We start from the raw sequence: 22,711 nt of genomic DNA, 5'->3' as shown, positions 1-22,711 counted from the left end.
AAGAGGAATAAAAAATCTCCTGCACATCTTATTATTAGAATGTGCGGGAGACTTTTTTAATATTTAAGATGTTATCTTATTTCCGGCTCTGATTGCTTTAAGATGTTATCTTACTTCCGGTTCTGGCTGCTCGGGCAGGGAGGGAGTGGGTTGACTGGGGGTCTGGGCCTGGAAGGTGATGGTTACTTTGAAAAGGTCGCCGTCCAGGTAGAGCTGGAATTTGCCGCCCTGGAGTTCCGTAAGGCTTTTGGCAATGCTAAGGCCAAGGCCGCTGCCTTCCGTGTTTCGGGCTACGTCGCCGCGGACGAAGCGCTCGGTTAATTCCTCTGCTGCGAAGTTAAGAGGCTGGGCGGAAATATTTTTCAGGGAAAAGATCACCTGGTTTCTGGCGTTTTGCACTTCGGCGTAAACTCTGGTCTTTTCCATTGCGTACTTGGTTACGTTGCCGAAAATGTTTTCCAGCACACGCCACATTCTCTGTCCGTCTGCGCAGATCACAGAGGGCTCGTCCGGGAAGTGTACCATCATGGTGAGATGATGTTCCTCGAACCGTTCCTCAAATTCTCCGATCACCTGATGAAGCATTTCTACGAAATCCAGGTTGGTCATGTTCAGAGTTAGGTTTCCGGTGCTTGCTTTGGAAGCTTCTACTACATCCTCGGTCAGTACTTTCAGGCGCGCTGCTTTTGCTTCCAGAATATCCAGATATTCCAGTACTTTAGGGTCTGTGAAATTCTCACGTTTGAGAAGATCAATGTAGCTGATAATAGAGGTCAGCGGGGTTTTCAGGTCATGGGAAACGTTGGTGATCAGCTCGGTTTTCATGCGCTCATTTTTCACGCTGTTTTCCACGGCTGCGTCAAGTCCGCTTCCGATGTTGTTGATGTATTCGGCAATGCGTTTGTTATCACCGGACAGTTTGTCCAGAGGAATCTTGTACTGGAGATTTCCGCTGGAGATTTCCTTCAGTCCTTTTAGAATCTGTTCCCGGTGATAAGCTTTTGTTATGCCAAATCCCAGGATTAAGAGATCCACCAGGAAACTGAAGCCAAAGAACAAAAGCCCGCTGTCAAGAACTACTGCGCAGATGAAGTATTTCAGGAAAACAAAGACCAGGAATGCGAAGGTTACCTTTAATCTGGCTGCTGTATTTCTGGCGTAGAAATCAGCCAGAACGCGGATTTTGTGAGCGGCTTTTTTGATGATTTTTACGATCAGGAGAAGAAGCCGTCTCAGGATGCTGTTTTTCCACAGCTGCTTTGCCTTGATTCTTCTTACCAGGCTAAGATAGCCGATCTGGAACCAGAATAAAGTGTAAAGTCCGAAAAGCATCAGTCTGAAAAGGAAGTATGCATCGATCAGAGAACTTTGCAGCCGTGCAATCTGGTAACTTGCAATTGGCAGATGGGTTAAGCCAAAGACAATAACCGGAAGCCAGGCAATTACTACAAGTCCGGCAGCAAGCTCGGTAGGCCAGCGGTCAAAGAAGCAAAGATGCAGTTCCTCGTCTGTACTTTTTCTGCCTGCAATTGCGGTAAGAAATACAAAGGAAGCCACAAACAGCAGGAGGCACAAAATTCCAATCCAAAATACTGGTCTTGTATAGCTGGAATAAGAATCAAAAAATGTTTTTCCAGAAGAAAAGACATCGGAGACAGGCAGCTTCTGGTTTACATAAGCTGCAAAAATATAGTTGCCAGTTTCTTCAAGGAGAGCGCTGTGCAGCGATTCCTGCCAGCTGTCTGCAGTAATGTCATTGCCAGGAAAGGTGTCACGGATATCAAGTCCCTTCAGATTGCTGGTGAATTCTTCGGGTTTAGACTGAATCAGTATATAGGAAACTTCTTCCCTGGAATCCAGAATCTCGTGCAGATTCTGGTAGTAATCAATTGCGGAGCTGATGCTTTTGGAAGCTGTGGAATTCTGGGATTCAGCAGAATTGATATTTTTTGAATCTGTGGATGCCTGGGTTCCAGAAGCTGTAATGGAAACTCCGCTGGATTTCCTGTAATCCAGTTCTTTCACCAGGTCGCTGTCATTGGAAAGTATTTTGCCTGTATCCTCATTGATATAGAGGTAGCTCATGTTGGACAGCCCCTGTGCGTAAGCGTCCAGTTCCTGTTTCATATCATTGTAAACACCAAGCTGGGAAAGTATGGTATAAAGATCTTCAAATGCTTCGTCAATACTGTTATTCCATTTGGCATTGGAGTTCAGCACATCCAGAAGATTGTCAGCACCTTGTGGGGCAAAGTACTCGGTCAGCTGGTAGTAGCCCTGATAAGAATAAATCTGATCGTAGAGGGTAGCGCCGTCTTTTGATTTCACCTGGATATTGGAGAAAAAGTCCGGATCCAGATCCCCAGAGCGGATGGCAGTCTTGATACTCTCGATAATGGATCTCTTGTAGTCACTGGTATCATCTTCTGCAAATTCATCTGGTTCCTGGTAGGTAAACCATGTTTGATTCCCGGAATCATCAATATCCGCGTAGACAGAAAGTGCAAATTCCCCTGCGTTGATTTTTTTCAGGAAATCATCTGCGTAATAATATTCCATAGGAAGTGAGAAGGATTCCTCAGAAGCGGAAGCCTTGTGGCAGACTACAATTGGGGCTGCACTTTCAGAATCATAATCCGGAATCTGTGCCCATTCTTTTAAATCAGAAAGAGAGTAGGCAAGTCCAGATGTGTTGGTGAAGGAAAGTGATTCATCCGCTGCCACCTCACTTAGATCTACAACGCGGCTGTCTGCAGAAACTGCCCCAGAAGTCACGGCAGCGCCTGTAGAATTATCACCTTGAGTTAAGGAAGTTGATGTTTGTTCATTAGTATCTTCCTCAAAGTCCCCATAAGCAAATGTCCCCGAAATTGCATGTGCTACATCCATGGAAGCGCCATAAAACTTATTAGCAAATGCCTGGGAATCTACATACTCCTTCCCCGAGTCCGAAACCCGAAGCCCCTGCATTTGCAGTGACACAAACATCACCCCGCAGAAAAGAAACGCCCCCAGCAGCAAATACTGCAAAACCAGCAGATTCCCCTTCATGGACACACTGCGGTACCATTTTTTCTTCTTCATATTTTATAAACCCCTTTCTTAATAGCACTATCCCGACCTGCGTGGAATACCAACTGTCCAAGCGCGTCCGGGAAACTACTAAATCTTTTCTACTTTATACCCAAGTCCCCAAACAACCTTCAAATACCGCGGGTCCTTCGGATTAATCTCAATCTTTTCCCGGATATGCCGAATATGTACCGCAATGGTATTATCCGCCGCAATCGCCTCCTCATTCCAGATATTTTCATAAATCTGATTAATGGAAAATACCCGTCCCTGATTCTTAATGAGAAGAAGCAGAATATTATACTCAATAGGCGTAAGCTTCACAACCTCGCCATCCACCTGCACTTCCTTCCGGTCATCATTCACCATAAGTCCGCCCGTTGTATAAACATGCTGACTCTCAATGGAAACAGCTGCCCCGAGCTGGGTATACCTGCGAAGCTGTGAACGTACCCTGGCAATCAGCTCAAGGGGACTAAACGGCTTGGTTACATAATCATCTGCGCCGACATTCAGTCCAAGAATTTTATCCGCATCTTCAGATTTCGCAGAAAGAATAATAATAGGAAGAGCATGCTCTTCACGGATTTTTAAGGTAGCCCGGATTCCATCAAGCCTTGGCATCATAACATCAATAATCAGCAGATCAACCTTTTCTTTTTCCAGAATGGAAAGGGCCTGCTGACCATCATAAGCTTTCAGAATCTGATGTCCCTCCTGTTCCAGATAGATGCTGATGGCCTCCACGATCTCTTTATCGTCATCACAAACAAGAATTGCTGCCACTTTCTTTTTCACCTCCCCTGTGATTTATAAGTTACCAGATAATTTTTAAGATGAAAGGGGTAAAATCTTAAGAATTTCTTATTAAAAGCCCCACATGGGAACATGTTTGAAAAAATGCTCCGGAATTGTGAGGCAGACCACTTTATGAGTGTAGTGGAAACCAGAAGCAAATGCAACACAATTTCTGAAAAATTTCAATAGCCGCCGCGCTTGCTTTTTTGAAAGGTTTGTGGCATAATCTGTGATAATAACTTAACGAATTAGCGACAGGTGAGAAAATGTCCAGTTTTACAAAAGAGGTTATTATCAAAACATTATTTGAACTGCTCAATGAGAAGCCGCTGGCGAAGATTACAGTTAAGGATATTGTAGAGCGCTGCGGGGTGAACCGTAATACATTTTATTACCATTTCCGGGATATTTCGGATGTGGTGGAATGTGCGCTTAAGCGGGAAGTAGATAAGGCATTTGAGCAGCCGGTAGAAATAGATTCTGTGCTGGAATGTCTGGAGGTGCTGGTGAACCTTATTGGGGAGAACCGGAAGGCTATGCTTCATATTTACGGTTCTTTGCAGAGAGAGAACTTTACCAATGCCCTGGATAAAATGTGCCAGTACATAGTCAGACAGTACGCAGAGCATAACTTTGATCCGGAAATTCTGGAGAAAGAAGAAGTAAAGGTTCTCATGCATTTTCATAAATGTGTGATGACAGGGGTCATGCTGGACTGGATGGATCACAGGATGTCCTATGATCTTACGGAATATGCAGGGAAGATCCGGGCGCTGTACGGCAACACCTTCGAGAAAACCCTGGAGAAGGCAGCAGGAGCCAAGCCCGCCCAGCTGAAAATTATCTGACAGGCTCTAGAGAGGCACGCTCTAATGAGTGAAATTCTTAATTAGACAAATCGGGAATTGTGTCTGAATTTCAGACACAGTTCTTTTTTTGTCCGTTTCTTTTGGGAAAAATTCTCATTATAATGAGGGGCATGAAAAGCAGAGGAAGACAGAAAGGAGGATCTGTATGAATTCTTCAGGTACTTTGAAAATAGCAAGGAATGGCTATATTGTAATGGCAGTTATTTTCTGCGCGCTTGGAATTTTTCTCATGGTGAACCCTACAAAAGCGATGAAAATAATCTGCGTGCTTGCAGGAATTTTATTTATTGCAGATGGGATCATTAAGATTATCGGCTATTTTTCCAGAGATTTCTACTGTCTGGCTTTTCAGTTTGATCTGGGATTTGGGATTCTGATGATTGCCATTGGAATTCTGATTCTGGTGAGAAGGGAATCCATTCTTCGCCTGATTTTTGTAATCTTCGGGTTAGTGATCCTGGCAGATGCGCTGCTTCGTATCCAGATGTCAGTAGAAGCGAAAAAATTCGGGCTGAAACTGTGGTGGGGAATTTTGATCATTGCCGTTGTGACTGGCGTGTTCGGAATGATTCTTCTCATTGATCCTGCAGGGGGCGCGAAGATGACGGTGATCTTTACCGGAATCGGTTTTCTGCTGGAAGGTATCCTGAAGCTGTGCGTAGCTGTCTATACGGTGAAAATCCGGGGAAACGGCGATGTAGTCTGCGAGGAAGAATACCAGGAAATTTCATGAAAGTAACCTGCGGCGAAAGAATCAGCCGCGTTACATAGAATTTAAGGAAATAGGTTCCATGAAAAATACATGTTCATGGGATTTGTATCATAGCTTAAACAAAGGAGGAGCATTATGAAACTGATTGACAAGGCAAAACAGGCCGCTGTGGAAGGTGCAGTAACAAAAGCATTAGAATATCTGGACAAGGATCCGGAGACAAACATTCCGAAGCTGATGGATCTGGTCGATAAATTCACTCCAAAGGACTGGTACAAGAGCCAGAGGGATGCCATTCGTAATGCGATTCAGGATACAAACAGCAACTGGTATAAGCTGATCATGAATCTGTATCAGCTGGATCCAGGTGTTCGTAAAGTATTTTTTAATAACTTTATCGTAAACGCCAGCTTAAAGGGAAGTGCAAGACAGGAAGAAGTTGCCGCTGAAAACAACTGCAACGTTCCGTGGGCAATCCTTCTGGACCCAACAAGTGCCTGTAATCTGCACTGCACAGGATGCTGGGCAGCAGAGTATGGCCACAAGCTGAACCTGGATTTGGAGACCATCGACTCCATTATCCGTCAGGGCAAGGAACTGGGCGTTTACATGTACATTTATACAGGCGGTGAGCCGACAGTCCGCAAGAAAGACCTGATTAAGCTTTGCGAGATGCACCCGGATTGCGAGTTCCTTTCTTTCTCAAACGGAACACTTTTTGATGAGGAATTCTGTGATGAAATCTTAAGAGTGAAAAACTTCGTTCCGGCATTTAGTCTGGAGGGCTCAGAGGAAGCCAATGACGGACGTCGTGGAGAAGGTATCTACCAGAAGGTTATGCATGCGATGAAGCTGCTCAAAGACAGAGGTCTTCCATTTGGTGTTTCAACCTGCTATACAGGAATGAATGTAGACAGTGTAAGCAGTGAGGAATATTTCGATAAGCTGATTGACTGCGGCGCATTATTTGCATGGTTCTTCCACTATATGCCGGTTGGAAATGATGCTTCCCCGGAGCTTCTTCTTACACCAGAACAGCGTGAGAAAATGTATCGTGCAATCCGCCAGTACAGAAGCACAAAGGCTATTTTCACCCTGGATTTCCAGAACGATGCAGAGTTTGTTCATGGATGTATTGCAGGCGGAAGACATTACCTGCATATTAATGCAAATGGTGATGTGGAGCCTTGTGTATTTATTCATTATTCAAACTGCAATATCAAGGATACTTCCTTACTTGATGCATTGAAGAGTCCGATTTTCCAGGCATATCATGACAATCAGCCGTTCAATGAGAATATGCTGCGTCCATGTCCAATGCTGGAAAATCCGGAAATCCTCCGCAGGCTGGTAGAAGAGACTGGCGCGAAATCTACAGACCTGCAGTCACCGGAAAGTGCAGAGCACCTTTGCGGCAAGTGCGATAAGTACGCTGCCTGCTGGAAGGAAAAAGCCGACCAGCTGTGGGATGAGAGACAGAAGGAAAAGGCTGCCAAGGCAGGCTGTTAATCCAATTTTGTATAAGAAAAACTAAGAACTTAGCCAGATAACCCTGTAAAATAGTGTAGGGCTATCTGGAAAGGCCGAAAAAATAAGTCTGAGTACAGTTACCATATCCGAAATCTCGGAAAGCTGTATTCAGACTTATTTTAGTTTAGAGCCATCTAGGCATTCTTTAGAACCTCTCAGACATACTTTAGTAGTTGTATGCTCCCTCGTAAGCATTGCAGCGCTCTTTGCGCTTAGACTGCTTTTCACAGGTGCTGCACCTGTCACAGAATTCCTGTTCATAGCAGGTGGAACAGACGCAGCCCTTACATGCTTCACGGTCATAAGCAGAGGTGCAGGTGTAGGGAAGTTTGCTGTCTGTATTTGTCTTTTCGGACATAAAAATCACGCTCCTTTTTACTGTGATTATAATGCGAAAAATTATCACATTCAATGGAAAATATCTGAAAAAAGAGCGTGAGATTTTTGGTTAATTTTAATATGAAATTACGGAATAACAGCCATGAGCAGATTCAGGGATATCATTCATTGGCTTCCCAGCGTCCGGAAGCACCGCAGGGCAGAACCAGTCCGTTGGACTTCACCGGAAGACCAATCTCCTGGGAATCAACGTGGCCGTTGTATTTCTTCATTTCAGTTGCCAGCATATAGGTCAGCACAGCTGGAGCAAGTCCGGTTGTGTAGGAATTGATCAGGAAAAACAGAGGGTCATCGCTGAGAATCTTGGTACAGAGCTTCACCAGCGGATGAATGGCATCCTCGATCTTCCAGATCTCGCCTTTGGGTCCTCTTCCGTAGGAAGGTGGGTCCATAATGATCGCATCATAATGATTTCCACGGCGGATCTCACGCTCAACGAATTTCACGCAGTCATCCACCAGCCAGCGGGTAGGAGCATCTGCAAGACCGCTTGCTGCGGCATTTTCCTTAGCCCATGTGACCATACCCTTAGAAGCATCCACATGTGTGACAGAAGCTCCGGCAGCAGCTGCTGCAAGAGTAGCCCCGCCTGTGTAGGCAAAAAGATTCAGAACCTTGATGGGTCTTCCTGCTTTACGGATCTTGTCGCCAAACCAGTCCCAGTTTACGGCCTGTTCCGGGAAAAGTCCTGTGTGCTTGAAGCTAAAGGGTTTCAGATGGAAGGTCAGATCCTTGTAATGGAGATCCCACTGCTGGGGCAGATCAAAAAATTCCCACTCGCCGCCGCCCTTGGAGCTGCGGTGATAATGTGCATTCATCTTGCGCCATCCCGGCTCTGTCTTGGGGGTATCCCAGATTACCTGCGGGTCCGGACGCACAAGGAGATAGTTTCCCCATCGCTCCAGCTTCTCGCCGCAGGAAGTATCAATTACTTCATATTCTTTCCAGCCATTTGCAATCCACATAATTCTGTTTACCTCATTCTTTATTTATTGATTCATTAGATTGTTCTCTATTAATGATTCACAGATGCTTTGTGTTGTGAAGCATCTATAACATTTTTATGATAGCAGAAAACACGAATCACGTCAATTTTGTTAGACTTTTTTAGCAGAAAAAGAAATCAGGGAGAGAAAATAAAAAACTGTCGTGCATAATAAATATCCCGCAGAAGCCCATGATTTTTGTTCATGCTCTCTGCGGGATCATGTTATTTCAGGCTGTCAGCCTGTTAGTTGTTTCGTATAGCTGTTATGCACCAATTGTGAACGCATAGCTTCCGGACTCCAGTGTGTAAACTGCACAGATGGTTCCGTTGTGTTCTGTCATTTCTACGAATGCTGCACCTTCCGGAGCGGTTGTGGCCTTTGCCTGCTCTTCAGAGATTGGAAGATAAAGGGTAGCAGTTGTGTTTGCAGGAACAGTAGCTGTATAGGTTTCCATAGCACCGTCCTTTGCGGTCCATCCACTTTCGATGGTTCCATAGTTGGACTCATAAGATCCGTTTGCATATGTGAAGGTACCGCCAACTGTAGGCTGTAATACAAAGCTCTTATAACCAGCCTGTCCATCCTCTCTTGTAATACCAAGCTGATAGGACATCATCCACTCAGAGATTGCACCAAGAGAGAAGTGGTTGAAGGAGTTCATGGAGTTGTTTCCATTGAAGCCGCCCTCTACAGTGTAGGAATTCCAACGCTCCCAGATGGAGGTTGCACCCTGAGTTACCGGATACAGCCAGGATGCGTAATCTGTCTGCTCGAACAGCTTGTAAGCATCATCGACATAACCATATTTGGTCAGTACAGGAACAAGGTTCGGGGTTCCGGAGAATCCGGATGTAATAGTGTAGTTTGCTGCTTTTACAGTTTCTACATAGTTTTCAACTGCTTTTGCTTCGTTTTCTTCGTTGAATACACCATAACGGAGAGGGGTAGCATAAGCTGCTTCTGTGTCATAATATGTAATTTCCGGCTCATCAAGCTGGTTGCCGTCAGCGTCAGTAGTTGTCTTGGTATAAAGTCTGCAGGTATCTGCCTCTACGTAGCAAGCGTTCCACTCTTCTTTTGCAAGATTGTACTGAGCTGCATATTTGTCATGAAGCTCTGTGTTTCCAACAACCTCTGCCATGTCTCTTGCAAGACCGATCAGGTATACATAAACGGCGTTGTTGATAAGGCCTGCATCGGTGGAGTCAACAGACAGCCAGTCTGCAAGGATACCGGTTCTGCTGGTAAGGTGCGTAAACTCTTCGCTCATATCATAGCTGTCAAGATAGTCAAGATAGTGATCGATAGCGTCTAAGTTATCTTCGATGATGATCGGGTTGCCGGTCTGCATGTACATGTTATAAGGAATCACGGTAAGGGCTGCATCCCAGGAAACACCGGAGAATCCGCGTCCGCCAAATTCATCTTCCTGAGGCTCAGCTGTAGGAGCATATACCGGAAGGGAACCATCCTTACGCTGAACTGCACGCAGAGATTTCAGCCAGTTTCTGTAGAAATTGTAAACATCTGTGTTGTAAGATGCTGCCATGGAGAATACCTGTGCATCACCAGTCCATCCAAGACGTTCATTTCTCTGCGGGCAGTCAGTTGGCAGGGAAAGGAAGTTGCTTGTCTGGGAGTTCTGTACGTTTTTAAACAGACGGTTTACATTCTCATTGGAGCTGTCGTAGGTAGCTGTCATGTTTACAGAAGAGATTACTTCTGTCTTAATGTTTTCAGCAGGAAGTTCCTTCTTCAATCCGCTGATCTCAATGTAGCGGTAGCCATGGAAGGTGAAATGAGGCTCAAATTCCTGATCACCTTCACCGGCAATAAAGAAATCTGTACAAAGAGCCGCACGAAGGTTTTCTACCATCATGGTTCCTACAAGTCCGTCTTCCTGATACTCCGGAAGGTCCGGATAAAGAATTTCTGCATAACGAACAGTAACTGTGCTGCCTGGATCTACATAGTCAGCAGGGATGGTGATATGCGGAACACCGATTACATTCTCACCCATATCATAGATGTAAGATCCGGAGCCTTCCTTGGATTCTCCAAGGGCCTCTTTTACATCCAGTTCTTTTACAACAGAGGCTTCTTCGTCGTAGCGGACTACGAAGCTAAAGTCATTCATTCTTGGCTCATGTATAACCGGTTTTTCCCAGTCCTCAGATTCTGTGTAGTCAGCAGTTGTCCAGCCTTCATATTTCTCAGCAGTTTGTTCATCATATCTTTCACCATTGTAATGGGATTCTGATTTTACAGGACCTTCTGTGGAAACAGTCCAGTCATCCTCGTTTGTTACGATGGTATCTGTAGTTCCATCTGTATAAGTGATATCCATACGGGCCATAACTGCCTGATATGGTCCATAGTAGTTGTAGTCACCGGTAGTATAGTTCAGCTCGCCGCTCCACCAGCCCTGACCCATCTGAACGCCGATTGCGTTGTCACCAGTCTGAAGCAGATCGGTTACATCATAAACCTGATATGGCATATAGGTAGAATACTCTTCATTTCCCGGATTAAAGAGACCGTTGCCTACCTTGTCACCATTGATAAACATTTCATAAGTACCCTGTGCACTTACATACATTCGTGCACTTGCTACTTCTTTGTCATTGGTAGAGAACTGAGTTCTTACCATTGGGGATGCGCCATCAGAAGGATCTGCGTAAACCAGAGTACCGTTTTCGCCGCCTTCTACTGTAATTTTATCTTCAGAAGAGTCTACAGTTACATCGTCAAGACCTTCGAAAATGCTGTAGGTTGCACCTGTTGTCTTATCAAATAGAACAACATTATCATCATTGTCGCCGAACATATCAATTGCAAGCCCATTGTAATAAGCTGTCTCGCCTGCGTTTACAGCGAAACCGATGGAATTCAGGTTAGGGAAGGTATTGGAGTTGTGATCACCGCCAAGGGGATTCAGCTGGCGTCCTGCATCTACATCCACATCGTTCATGGAAGCACTTACCTGGTTGCACTGGTTAGTCCACAGACGTAAGGAAATCGGATCGTTTAAAGATTTTCCTTCGAATACCTCTGCCGGGATATTTACGACAGCATCTGGTTCATCTGCTGCATTTTCTTCCTCCTGGCTGATAATGGAAGGCTTAAGTCCACCCCAGCTTTCTACCATGACAGGTTCGCCATTTTCATCCAGCTCGTTGACAGCAGCCGGCATACCAACTACATAAATGTTTAATTTTGGATTTTCCGGGTCTGAGATGTCAATCTCGTAGCGGAAATAATTCTCATTTTCCTTATTCCAGACGTTCATTGCCTTATTCTGAAGGCGGAAATCGTTTGCGCCTAAGATCACAGAGGCTTTTGTACTTCCTTCAGGAATGGTCACGTTTACGTGCATGTCAAAGAGATTTGCAGCAGCTGCATCCAGATTCTTTTTGGAAGAGCCAATCCATTTCGCATCACCCCAGGAATCATAGGTAGTATCAAGGAAAGAGGTTTCGAATGTATTTACATCAGATTCCCATGTGCTGCCGTCCTCATCAGTAACAGCAACCTTCCACTGGTATTCAGTTTTGGGCTGAAGTTCTTCTCCATTATATTTAATATTAGTGGATTCGCCGCTTTCTACCACACCGCTGTCCCACACAGTATTTCCGCCCATATCCATTACCGTGATCTGGTAAGCACTCTGGCTTGCGCCGGTTTTGCCGGATTCCATTTGCCAGGTGAAAACAGGTGTCAGGGTGTCTACACCAAGTGGATTGGTGAGACCGTCTGTAGTCAGTGCTACAATGCTCTTGGAATCATCCTCTGCAGCTAATACTGGAAATGCAGAAACAAAGCTGCTTCCAGCCATTGCTGCGGTCAGAGCAAATGTTACGCCTTTTTGAACAATATTCCTTTTTTTCATAAAGACCCTCCGTTTATTTATTTGATGATTTTATTATAATAAACGAAGGGTCTCTTTTTGATTTTTATTTGGTATACAATTTTTAGGTTCTTATCTTTATCCATTTTCATAAGCTGTTTGCATCATGGAAGTGATATAGTTCACAGAAATTGCAGCTCCGCCAATTTTTCTGGAAACGCCGTCCTCCAAAGCCCATTCCACATCGCCCTTCCAGCCCTGATTACAGTTTATAGTGAAATGTCCTTTCTCTTTCAGGTCATGGAAAACCTTCCAGATTTCATCTTCACTGGAAAGCGTGTCATTTGTAGGTTCATAAAGCTTTTCGAAGATTTTTTTACATAATTCAATGTGCTGACTTCCTGAATAAATGGCAGTTCCGCCGCCTTTGGAGACAACAGTGCAAAGGGGCTGATCCTGATCGTTGGCTGGAAGAGGAAAGGCTCCCAGGTTTTCTCCTAAGGCGTTTAATAAAGTAGAGTAATTAAAATTGCCGCTGAAAAGCATTGCAGCTTCTCCATTACAAAAACGCCTAATTGCTTCAGCAGAACTCATTGTAAGGGAATGAGCCTCCACGTAATTATTTTTATAAAGAAGGAGATACTGGTCAATGACCTTATCCCAGGTGCCAGGGTCTGAAAAGGAAGCTGTTCCGTCAGCAAGCTGGGTATTAAAGTCCGGGTTTTCCGAATAGACCTGATTTGCTGCAATCTGATAAAGCCCGAATTGGAGAGCATAGGAATCTTTATTTCCAGAAATAACAGGTGTAATTCCGGCATTTTTCAGCTTTTCACACATATTCAGAAATTCTGCCCAGTTTTGAGGAATGGAAAGCCCGAGCTTTTCAAAAATACTCTTATTATAATAAGTGCATAGAATCATGGAAAAACGATTAAGAGAGTAGGTATGTCCATTCCATGTAACAGATTCCGTATCAGCTTCGTCTGCATTCTGAATAACCGCCAGGTCATCCAATGGCTCCAGATATCCGGCAGGAGCTAGCTTCTGAACTGCATTGGGGCCTGCCCAGTTGGGCTGTATATTGAAGAAATCCGGACCTTCTCCCATACTTAGTCGTGTGTTTAAAATGCTGTAGTACTGCTCTTCCGGGTAAGCCTCCACAATAATCTCAATGTCTGGAAAATCATCCAGAAGCTGAGCCTCCAGAGACTGTTTTCTTACATCCGCATAGTTTCCGGTTCCGCTTGCCATAAAGGTGATTTTTGTTTTTTCTTTTGTAGTTTTATCAGAAGCAGCACTGGTGGTTTGCGCAGTATAAAACAAGGAAGCTGAAAGCAGGCTGCCCGAGAGAAGAACGCTGAGAATATAATTAGTGATTTTTTTCATATTGCATCCTTTCACTACCAAATTTGATGAAGACATGGTATGATGTTCCCATATCTTACAGTATAAATAGTGTCTGAAAATTTGTAAACTACAGCTTCGAAACGAAAAGAGGATTTCCATATGAAATTGAAATATCGCTTTTTTCTTATCTTTTCCGCACTGGCAGTGGTGCCGCTGTTTCTTTTTTCCTATATTGCATATAACCACTATATCAATTTATCCAATTCACAGATTACAGAGACATCTTCCAAAATTATGGAGCAGGCTGTGAAAGAGACGGATTCTGTTTTTGGCAGTATGCAGCATATTCTGGAACTGGTACAATATACTTCGCCCAATGAAGAAACTATTTTACAGGAGCTTGGGAAATTTGCAGATCCGAATTCTGAACACAGTGACCAGGATATTTATGAAGCCAACAAAAAAATGAAATACATTTTTCAGAATTTTGTTTTTTCTACAGAAAATATCAATGGAATCTTTATCTTTACGCCATCGAAGGTAGTGTTGGGACAAGGTTATGGAAATGGTGTGGATGTAAGGAGTGATTATGATCCGGCGGGAGAAGACTGGTATGAAAAGACGCTGGAGCTGGAGGGTAAAATTTATGTAGACGGAGTGAAGGAACGGGATTATCTGCTGAATGACACTCCCTCCATTTCTTTTTCTATGTGCGTGTATGATGTGTATTCCAGAGATTTCCTGGGCGTTCTCTACATCAACTGTTCTCAGGAAATTTTTTCTCTGGATACGGTAAATGTACTGCCGGAAGCAACGGAATTCGTGATTAAACGGGAGAACGAAATTCTGTATAAAAGCAATCCTTTTGACTGGGAGAATTCATCTGAAACTAATAAGGAAAGTCACAAAATAGAATACAATCAGGAAATCGCAGGAGAGGGTGTGACTTTGACCGCAGTTTTTGACAAAGCAGGGCTGGCTGCTGATTTCAGGGTGACCTTGTCCTTAATGCTTTTTGCGCTGGTGGTATTTTTGATTTTGTTTATTGTGCTGGCTTATTTTCTTGCCAGATATCTCACAGAACCAATTACGGTACTGAGCCATATTATGGCCCATCCTAGGGAAAAGAACAGAGCTGTGGAGTCTCCTTATATGAATCGTACAGATGAGATCGGAACCTTGTACAATCAATATCAGACCATGCTGGAGGAAAACAATCACTACATTAAATCCGAGTACGAAAACAAAATGATCCTGATGGACACCCAGATGAAAGCACTGGAATCTCAGATCAATGCCCACTTCCTTTATAATACTCTGGAAGCAATCAACAGTCTGGCAGAGATTGAAGGAGCAGAAGACATTTCCGTTATGGCACTGGCTCTTGGAGATATGTTCCGTTATAGCATCAAAACCAAAGGGGCGCTGGTGACATTGGAGAAAGAATTGGCTCATGTGAAGAATTTTGTTGCCATTCAGCAGATCCGCTTTGACAATGGATTTCGCTTTGAGATGGATGTACCGGAAGAATTGTACTCTTGCCGTATTCTGAAGCTGATTCTTCAGCCTCTGGTGGAGAATGCCCTGTATCATGGTCTGCTTCATTGTAATGCAGGAAGTTCTATTTATTTATCTGCTAGGAAGGAAAACAAAATTATATATTTTACAGTGAAAGATGATGGTGTAGGAATGGCGTCAGAGACTCTGGAACAGCTTCAGAAGCTTCTGGAAGAGAAGCCGAAATTCGGGGAACTAAGCCAGCATGCCAATGAAAGCATTGGCCTTAAGAACATCAATGCCCGTATCAGGCTATATTATGGAGAAGACTATGGTCTTTCTGTTAAGAGTGAGCAGGGATGTGGCACAACTGTACAGATTAAGATTCCGGAGCTAGCAGAAGAAACAAAAGAGGAAGCGTAAAAGGGAATGGAGTGGGTGATATGTATACATATGTTGTGATTGATGATGAGCCATTGATCCGACGGGGAATTCTGAAAAAGCTGGAGAATTATCCGGGGATTCAATGTGTTGCACAGGCTTCCAACGGAAAAGCTGCGCTGGAGCAAATCGAAGAAAAGGATCCTGATTTTGTTATTACGGATATGAAAATGCCAATCATGGATGGAACCCAGCTTTTGCCGGTCCTTTCCACTCAGTATCCGGAAAAATATATTATTGTAATTAGTGGCTACAAAGACTTCGATTACGCAAAGGAAGCCCTGCGCGCCAAGACCCTGGATTATATTGTGAAGCCATTCAGCAGGGAAGCTTTGTGCAGTGCAGTGGATAAAGCAGTGGAACTGCTGCAGAGCAGGGAAACACTGCAGGAAAAAATAACTTTGGATGAGGCGGAAAAGGAAAAGCTGAAATACGAGTATGACAGACAGATTATGAGAAATGTATTGTTTGGAACAGACAGGGATGTTTCAGGTCTCACTTCACAAAAAGCAAGAGAAATACAAAATGGCAGCCAGTATGTGCTGCTGACGGTTACTATGCAGGAAAAACTGGATGAAAAGGTACTGTCAGAATTTCTTTTAACCCGGGATCTGGATGTACAGACAGTTTTGTTTACCAGAGATCATACAGAAAATATGTGTTTTTTGCTCCTTGCTTTTCCAAAAGAAAAAAGTGTACTGCAAAGAGAGATTATGGATATAAAGAATATGCTGGATGATTTTTTCAAAAGCATCAGTGGGCATCCTTTCTATGGAATCAGCGGTGTCCACAAGTCTCTTGGGGAGCTTCACAAAGCCTTTCTGGAAACTACAGAGGCTATGAACCAGATGACCCTAGAACAGAAAGTCAATTATGTATTTTATGCGGAAAATAAGGAAAATGGCTGTGTATTAGAGTGGCCCAAGCTGGAACTGTTTCTTTTCCTGGTTGAGTCGGGAAAAAAAGATGAAATGGAAACGGTATTTCCGGAATTGTTTCATTATTTTGCCAGGAATGAAAAATGCCGCTTAAAGGATGCCAAGGATTACTGTCTGGAAATTACAGAGACATTGAAAAAATCCCTTCCAAAAGATATGCAGATACACAAAAGCACAGCCACCAGTCTGAATCTGATCACGAATCTGAATTTTATATTCAGCTTTTCAGAGTTGGAGGAATATTTTCAGCGCTTTTTCAGAAATATGTCCATGGCTTTTGAAAGTGTCGGTTTCTACTCAGAAAAAGACATTTTGGAGAACATAAAAAATTATGTGGATTTTCATTATGAAAAAGATCTGACCCAAGAATTTGTGGCCTCCCTGTTTCGCCTGAACCGCAGTTACCTAAGCTCCGCATTTAAAGCACGTACCGGAACCAGCTTTGTGGATTATGTAAATCAGGTGCGAATCAGCCATGCCAAGGAAATGCTGAAAAAAACAGATAAAAAGACCTACCAGATCGCGCAGGCTGTGGGTTATGAGAATGCAAAATATTTTTTCCGTGTATTCAAGAAAATGGAAGGAATTACACCGGAGCAGTACCGAAACCAGTAACATGCCTGTTATGGCAAATATGCGGTTTTGGGGAAGACATGGGGAAAGTAATGAAAATCGGTCAAAACACTTGACAACAGCCACTTTAGCATACTAAAATGGACAGGATATACGAGGAGGACACACCAAACAGGCATTGGCCAAAGGAGGAATTTATGAAAAAATATACCGAAATGAATCATGATGAGCTTCTGGCACTGAAAAAAGAGCTGGACAAAGAGTTTGAAGAGATCAAAGCACAGGGACTTGCGCTTGACATGTCAAGAGGAAAACCAAGTAATGCACAGCTTGATCTTTCCATGGAAATGATGGATGTTCTGAAGGGCGATTCTAACCTGAAATGCGAAACAGGAGTTGATTGCCGTAACTATGGTGTAATCGACGGTATTCCGGAAGCAAAACGTCTTCTTGGAGAGATGTCAGAGGTAGACCCGGAACACATTATCATTTACGGAAACTCAAGCCTGAATGTTATGTTCGACAGTATTGCACGTTCCATGACTCAGGGTGTAATGGGAAATACTCCGTGGTGCAAGCTTGACAAGGTGAAATTCCTCTGTCCGGTACCAGGATATGATCGTCATTTCAAGATTACAGAGTTCTTTGGAATTGAAATGATTAACGTACCTATGACTCCGGAGGGACCGGATATGGACATGGTAGAGAAACTGGTAAGCGAAGATGACGCAATCAAAGGAATCTGGTGCGTACCGAAATATTCCAACCCGCAGGGCTATACCTATTCCAAGGAAACTGTAGAGCGTTTTGCAAGACTGAAACCAGCTGCACCTGATTTCCGTATTTACTGGGATAATGCATACAGCATCCACCATCTTTATGATGACAATCAGGATTTCCTTGTTGAGATTCTCGGTGAGTGTGTGAAAGCCGGAAATCCGGACCTTGTTTACAAATTCACCTCCACTTCCAAGGTAAGCTTCCCAGGCTCCGGTATCGCAGCTGTTGCAGCTTCTAAGGCAAACCTGGATGATTTCCGCAACTATATGCAGATTCAGACAATCGGACATGACAAGCTGAATCAGCTTCGTCACGTGAGATTCTTTAAGGATCTTGAGGGACTTCATGCACACATGAGAAAACATGCAGACATTCTCCGCCCGAAATTTGAGCTTGTACTGGATACTCTGGACAAAGAGCTTGGCGGACTTGGAATCGGTGAGTGGACAAAGCCTCACGGCGGATACTTCATTTCCTTTGATTCCTTAGACGGCTGCGCAAAAGCAATCGTTGCAAAAGCAAAAGAAGCAGGCGTAGTTCTTACTGGTGCAGGTGCAACCTACCCATATGGCAAAGATCCAAAAGACTCTAATATCCGTATTGCACCGTCCTTCCCTACACTGGAAGATCTGGGCAAAGCGGCACAGGTATTCGTGCTTTGCGTGAAGCTTGTAAGTGTAGAGAAGCTTCTGGGTTAATAGTAAACCTTGCGTTATACGAGGATTTTAGCGTGTAACCTTGCATAGACTGTAAAAGTGCCAGATTGCATAAGGTCTGGCATGTGAATGAAATCTTCTATCTATTCAGTCAGGGAGGAAGCTATGTCAAAAAATAAGGAAAAAGCAGGCACAGGAAGAAAAATCGTAATCTCACTGGTGGTTTTGCTTTTGCTTCTCACAGCAGGAGCTTACGGATATGGTGTTTACTATTTTTCCAGCCACTTCCTTCCTGGCTCAATGGTAAATGGTTTTAATTGCTCTTATATGACCAGGGAGGACACAGAGAGCCTTCTGGATCAGCGTGTAAAAGCTTATGTACTTGCAGTAGAGACGATGAAGAACGGACAGGAAGCCATATCTGCAAAGGATGTGGACCTGTCTTATGTTTCTTCAGGAATTATCAGAAAACTGATCCGGGATCAGGAACGCTTTACATGGTTTCTGGCTTTTAACCAGAACAAAAATTATGATATATCAGAATCTCTTAGTTATAATACTGAGATGATGTCCCAGACAATAGATAATCTGAAGTGTATGCAGGCGGATAATATTGTGCAGCCTGTGGATGCACAGATTCAGGATACAGGTGAGTGCTTCGAGATCATTCCCGAAGTAACAGGAAATGCCCTGGATCGTACCAAAACAGAAGAAGTGATCGCAGGCGCTATGCTGCGTGGCAGGACTTCTGTAAATCTGGAAGAAGAAAGCTGTTACCTGAAGCCCTCTGTATACAGTACAGATACACAGCTTCAGGCTAATTGTGAAAAAATGAATCAGCTTTGTGATATCATCATTACATATGATTTTGCTGACCGTACAGAAACAGTAGACCGTACCGTGATCAAAAACTGGTTCGGCTATGATCAGGATGGAAATGTGATCCTGGACGAGAAACTTGTGCGCCAGTATGTTTCCAATTTAGGGCTGATTTATGATACCATGGGTCAGACAAGAACTTTTCAGACCTATGACAATCGTGAAGTAGAAATCAAAGGCGGCGATTACGGCTGGGTAATTGATCAGGATGCTGAAGTTAAGGCACTGATCGAAGCTATAAACAGTGGTGTTACCCAGGTACGTGAGCCTGTTTATCTGTATTCAGGCTACAGCCGTGGTACCAATGATATTGGCTCTACCTATGTAGAGATAGATCTGACAAACCAGCGCCTTGTTTTTTATATGAAAGGCACCCCTATTGTGGATACCCCTATTGTAAGCGGCAATCCCAATATTGACGGCTGCGCTACGCCGGAAGGCTGCTACGCATTGGATGCCAAGGAATCCCCGGCCGTGCTTACGGGAGAGGATTATGAGACAAATGTGACTTACTGGATGCCTTTTGCAGGAAATGTAGGAATCCACGATGCCACATGGCGCACGGAGTTTGGCGGGAATATGTATCAGTGGGACGGTTCCCACGGATGCATCAATGTTCCGTATGATAAGGCAGCAGCCATTTATGCCAATATAGAAGTGGGCATGCCGGTGGTTGTATACGAATAAATCGAAGTCCGCAGATAAATGGGGACGATCATAACAAAATTGCGCACAGCGCAGACAAGGAGATGCAGAATCATGAAGATAGTAGTTTTGGCTGGAGGAACCAGTACGGAAAGAGAGATTTCCATTGTTTCCGGTACCGGAATCTGTGGCGCACTGCGCCAGAAAGGCCATGAAGCAATACTGGTAGATATTTTTTGCGGAGTAGAGGATGTAGACTGGGAGAATCTGTTCCCGGCTGAGTATGATGTGGAGAAAGCTGCAGAATACATGAAGAGTTTTAACCCGCAGATCAAAGAGATGCAGAAAACCCGCAGAAGCTTTTTCGGACCAAACGTGCTGAAGCTCTGCGAGGCATGCGACATTGTTTTCCTGGGACTTCACGGCGCCAACGGCGAGGACGGCAAGGTGCAGGCTGCCTTTGACCTAATGGGAATCCGCTACACAGGAACCGGATATCTCAGCAGCGCAATGGCAATGGATAAGCGCATTACAAAAGAAGTATTCCTGATGAACAATGTTCCGACACCAGGCGGTTTCTCTATGTCCACAGACGCTCTTGAGAAGGATATTGCAAAGCATGGCTTAAGTTTCCCGGTAGTGGTAAAGACCAGCTGCGGTGGATCCAGTGTAGGCGTTTATATTGTAAATGACCAGAAGGAATACGAGGAAGCACTTGCGGATGCAAGCCAGTATGAGGCAGATATTGTAGTAGAAGAATACATCAAAGGACGTGAGTTCTCTGTTGCGGTAGTAGATGACAAGGCTTATCCGATTATTGAGATTGCACCGATTCAGGGATTCTATGACTATAAGAACAAATATCAGGCAGGCTCTACAGTTGAGACCTGTCCGGCTGAGATTTCCCCTGAGCTTACTGCTAAGATGCAGGAAAATGCAGTGAAGGCAGCCAAGGCTCTTGGACTTACTGGCTACAGCCGTCTGGACTTCATGATGAAGGAGAACGGCGACATGTACTGCCTTGAAGCGAACACTCTTCCGGGCATGACACCAACCAGCCTGATTCCTCAGGAAGCCAAGGTCCTGGGAATGGATTATCCTACACTTTGCGAGGAACTGATCCGTATTTCCATGAAGAAATACGAATAAAATCATAGGAGCCGGAGGCAGAACTGTCTCCGGTACTGTAATATATAAAGTAAGGAAAAATTTAAAATGAAAAATCTGACTCTTGAAAATATAACCAAGGTCTGCGGCGGCGTTTACTTCGGCCCGGCTGACAAGCTGGACCAGGAAGTTTCCTCCATCACAACAGACAGCAGAAAAATAGAAGCAGGCTCTCTTTTCGTTCCAATTGTGGGAGAGCGTGTGGATGCGCATAAATTTATTCCTCAGGTAATGGAAGCAGGGGCACTTGCCACTTTGTCCGAGCGCACGCTGGAGAACGCAGATTTCCCATACATTAAAGTGAAATCTTCCCTTCAGGCAGTGAAGGACATTGCGGAGTTTTACCTGAAGCAGCTTCAGATCCCGGTAGTGGGAATCACAGGAAGCGTTGGCAAGACCAGCACCAAGGAAGTGATCGCGTCCGTTCTGAAGGAGAAATACCGTACTCTGAAAACCCAGGGAAATTTCAACAATGAGCTGGGACTTCCCCTCACTGTTTTCCGTCTTCGTGATGAGGATGAGATCGCAGTTCTGGAAATGGGAATCAGCGATTTCGGTGAGATGACCCGCCTGGCGAAGATTGCAAGACCGGATACTTGCGTGATCACAAACATCGGTACCTGCCATCTGGAAAATCTGGGCGACAGAGACGGTGTCCTGAAAGCAAAAACCGAGATTTTCAAATACCTGAAAAAAGATGGTCACATTGTGTTGAACGGTGATGACGACAAGCTTTGCACGGTTAAGGCATATGAGGGCATCAAGCCTGTATTCTTCGGCATGGAAGCGGATAAAGATATTTATGCAGACGAGATTGTAAGCAGAGGCCTGAAAGGCATGACCTGCCGCATTCATGTGGGAGGAGAGTCCTTTGTGACCGATATTCCAATGCCGGGACGTCACATGGTGTACAATGCGCTGGCAGCTACTGCAGTGGGAAGAATCTATGGACTTACCCTGGAGCAGATCCGCCATGGAATTGAGACCTTGGAGGCTATCAGCGGCAGATTCCATATGATCGAGACCGACCGTTTCCTGATCGTAGATGACTGCTACAATGCCAATCCTATGTCTATGAAAGCATCCCTGGATGTGCTGAAGGATGGTGCCGGCAGAAGAGTAGCAATTCTTGGAGACATGGGTGAGCTTGGTGAAAATGAAGTGCAGCTTCATGCAGAGGTTGGAGAGCATGCTGCACAGTGCGGAATTGATGTGTGCATCTGCACCGGGGCTCTTTCTGCAAATATTGCAAAAGAAGCAAGAAAGAATCCGCAGCTTACTGTCATTGAAGAACCGGACAGAGACAGCCTTCTGGCTCATCTGGATTCTTATGTGAAAACAGGTGATACGATCCTTGTAAAGGCATCTCATTTTATGCAGTTCGAGAAAGTGGTTGCGAAGCTGCAGGAGATGTAAAGCATATACATTTGTAATATAAGCAGCAGCCATATGGAATGACTTGAGTTTGGTATGTAGTATTTTGGCCAGCGCCGCAGCTGCCGATGAGAGATCTCGTGGGAAAACGTCAGATTTGCAAAGCAGACATGGAAAAAGCGCAGCTTTGGCAGGAAT

General features: G+C 44.4%; 15 protein-coding genes. 9 read left to right on the top strand and 6 right to left on the bottom strand.

Going from position 1 to position 22,711, the window contains the following annotated elements; genetic code table 11:
* Window positions 1-105 precede the first annotated feature (105 nt).
* Together DWZ38_RS07310 and DWZ38_RS07305 are read right to left on the bottom strand one after the other, a co-directional pair.
* Window positions 106-3,084, bottom strand: a complete 2,979-nt coding sequence (locus DWZ38_RS07310) for a sensor histidine kinase (protein WP_117851282.1) — start codon at window positions 3,082-3,084, stop codon at window positions 106-108.
* A gap of 78 nt (window positions 3,085-3,162) precedes the next feature.
* Window positions 3,163-3,858, bottom strand: coding sequence for a response regulator transcription factor (locus DWZ38_RS07305; RefSeq protein WP_117851280.1), 696 nt, complete (start codon window positions 3,856-3,858; stop codon window positions 3,163-3,165).
* Between the two features lie 278 nt (window positions 3,859-4,136).
* Between DWZ38_RS07305 and DWZ38_RS07300 the strand changes: the two genes are divergently transcribed.
* From DWZ38_RS07300 to DWZ38_RS07290, 3 genes are all read left to right on the top strand, one after another.
* Entirely contained in the window at window positions 4,137-4,718 is a 582-nt protein-coding gene (locus tag DWZ38_RS07300; RefSeq protein WP_117851278.1) for a TetR/AcrR family transcriptional regulator, read from the top strand.
* A gap of 166 nt (window positions 4,719-4,884) precedes the next feature.
* A complete protein-coding gene (locus DWZ38_RS07295) occupies window positions 4,885-5,472 on the top strand; it encodes a DUF308 domain-containing protein (RefSeq protein ID WP_021926541.1) in 588 nt (195 codons plus the stop codon).
* Between the two features lie 114 nt (window positions 5,473-5,586).
* Window positions 5,587-6,960 (top strand): radical SAM protein, encoded by a 1,374-nt coding sequence (locus DWZ38_RS07290; RefSeq protein ID WP_117851276.1) that lies wholly within the window; start codon window positions 5,587-5,589, stop codon window positions 6,958-6,960.
* 187 nt (window positions 6,961-7,147) lie between these two features.
* On the opposite strand, the gene DWZ38_RS07285 is transcribed toward DWZ38_RS07290, so the two are convergent.
* The 4 genes from DWZ38_RS07285 to DWZ38_RS07270 all read right to left on the bottom strand — a co-directional run bounded on the left by DWZ38_RS07285 (window position 7,148) and on the right by DWZ38_RS07270 (window position 13,602).
* Window positions 7,148-7,339 carry a hypothetical protein gene (locus DWZ38_RS07285; RefSeq protein ID WP_021926543.1) on the bottom strand — a complete coding sequence of 64 codons (192 nt, stop codon included), beginning with the start codon at window positions 7,337-7,339 and terminating at the stop codon, window positions 7,148-7,150.
* 142 nt (window positions 7,340-7,481) lie between these two features.
* Window positions 7,482-8,345: a class I SAM-dependent methyltransferase gene (locus DWZ38_RS07280; protein WP_117851274.1), complete on the bottom strand. Its 864-nt coding sequence runs from the start codon at window positions 8,343-8,345 to the stop codon at window positions 7,482-7,484.
* Window positions 8,346-8,631: 286 nt separating this feature from the next.
* The gene (locus tag DWZ38_RS07275) at window positions 8,632-12,258 is read right to left on the bottom strand and encodes an alpha-L-rhamnosidase (protein WP_117851271.1); all 3,627 of its coding nucleotides are present in this window, start codon (window positions 12,256-12,258) and stop codon (window positions 8,632-8,634) included.
* Between the two features lie 96 nt (window positions 12,259-12,354).
* Window positions 12,355-13,602: an extracellular solute-binding protein gene (locus DWZ38_RS07270; RefSeq protein ID WP_178105288.1), complete on the bottom strand. Its 1,248-nt coding sequence runs from the start codon at window positions 13,600-13,602 to the stop codon at window positions 12,355-12,357.
* 120 nt (window positions 13,603-13,722) lie between these two features.
* Between DWZ38_RS07270 and DWZ38_RS07265 the strand changes: the two genes are divergently transcribed.
* From DWZ38_RS07265 to murF, 6 genes are all read left to right on the top strand, one after another.
* Window positions 13,723-15,483 carry a sensor histidine kinase gene (locus tag DWZ38_RS07265; protein WP_117851267.1) on the top strand — a complete coding sequence of 587 codons (1,761 nt, stop codon included), beginning with the start codon at window positions 13,723-13,725 and terminating at the stop codon, window positions 15,481-15,483.
* Between the two features lie 20 nt (window positions 15,484-15,503).
* Window positions 15,504-17,054 (top strand): response regulator, encoded by a 1,551-nt coding sequence (locus tag DWZ38_RS07260; RefSeq protein WP_117851265.1) that lies wholly within the window; start codon window positions 15,504-15,506, stop codon window positions 17,052-17,054.
* Window positions 17,055-17,209: 155 nt separating this feature from the next.
* The gene (locus tag DWZ38_RS07255; RefSeq protein ID WP_117851263.1) at window positions 17,210-18,490 is read left to right on the top strand and encodes an aminotransferase class I/II-fold pyridoxal phosphate-dependent enzyme; all 1,281 of its coding nucleotides are present in this window, start codon (window positions 17,210-17,212) and stop codon (window positions 18,488-18,490) included.
* Between the two features lie 123 nt (window positions 18,491-18,613).
* Window positions 18,614-20,014: a L,D-transpeptidase family protein gene (locus DWZ38_RS07250; protein ID WP_117851261.1), complete on the top strand. Its 1,401-nt coding sequence runs from the start codon at window positions 18,614-18,616 to the stop codon at window positions 20,012-20,014.
* A gap of 72 nt (window positions 20,015-20,086) precedes the next feature.
* The gene (locus DWZ38_RS07245; protein ID WP_117851259.1) at window positions 20,087-21,121 is read left to right on the top strand and encodes a D-alanine--D-alanine ligase; all 1,035 of its coding nucleotides are present in this window, start codon (window positions 20,087-20,089) and stop codon (window positions 21,119-21,121) included.
* Window positions 21,122-21,187: 66 nt separating this feature from the next.
* Entirely contained in the window at window positions 21,188-22,555 is a 1,368-nt protein-coding gene (gene murF, locus DWZ38_RS07240; RefSeq protein WP_117851257.1) for a UDP-N-acetylmuramoyl-tripeptide--D-alanyl-D-alanine ligase, read from the top strand.
* Window positions 22,556-22,711 lie beyond the last annotated feature (156 nt).

This window comes from Ruminococcus sp. AF31-8BH, from assembly GCF_003460605.1.
In the GTDB taxonomy this organism is placed as follows: domain Bacteria; phylum Bacillota; class Clostridia; order Lachnospirales; family Lachnospiraceae; genus Blautia_A; species Blautia_A acetigignens.
This window is presented reverse-complemented; position numbering and strand designations above follow the sequence as displayed.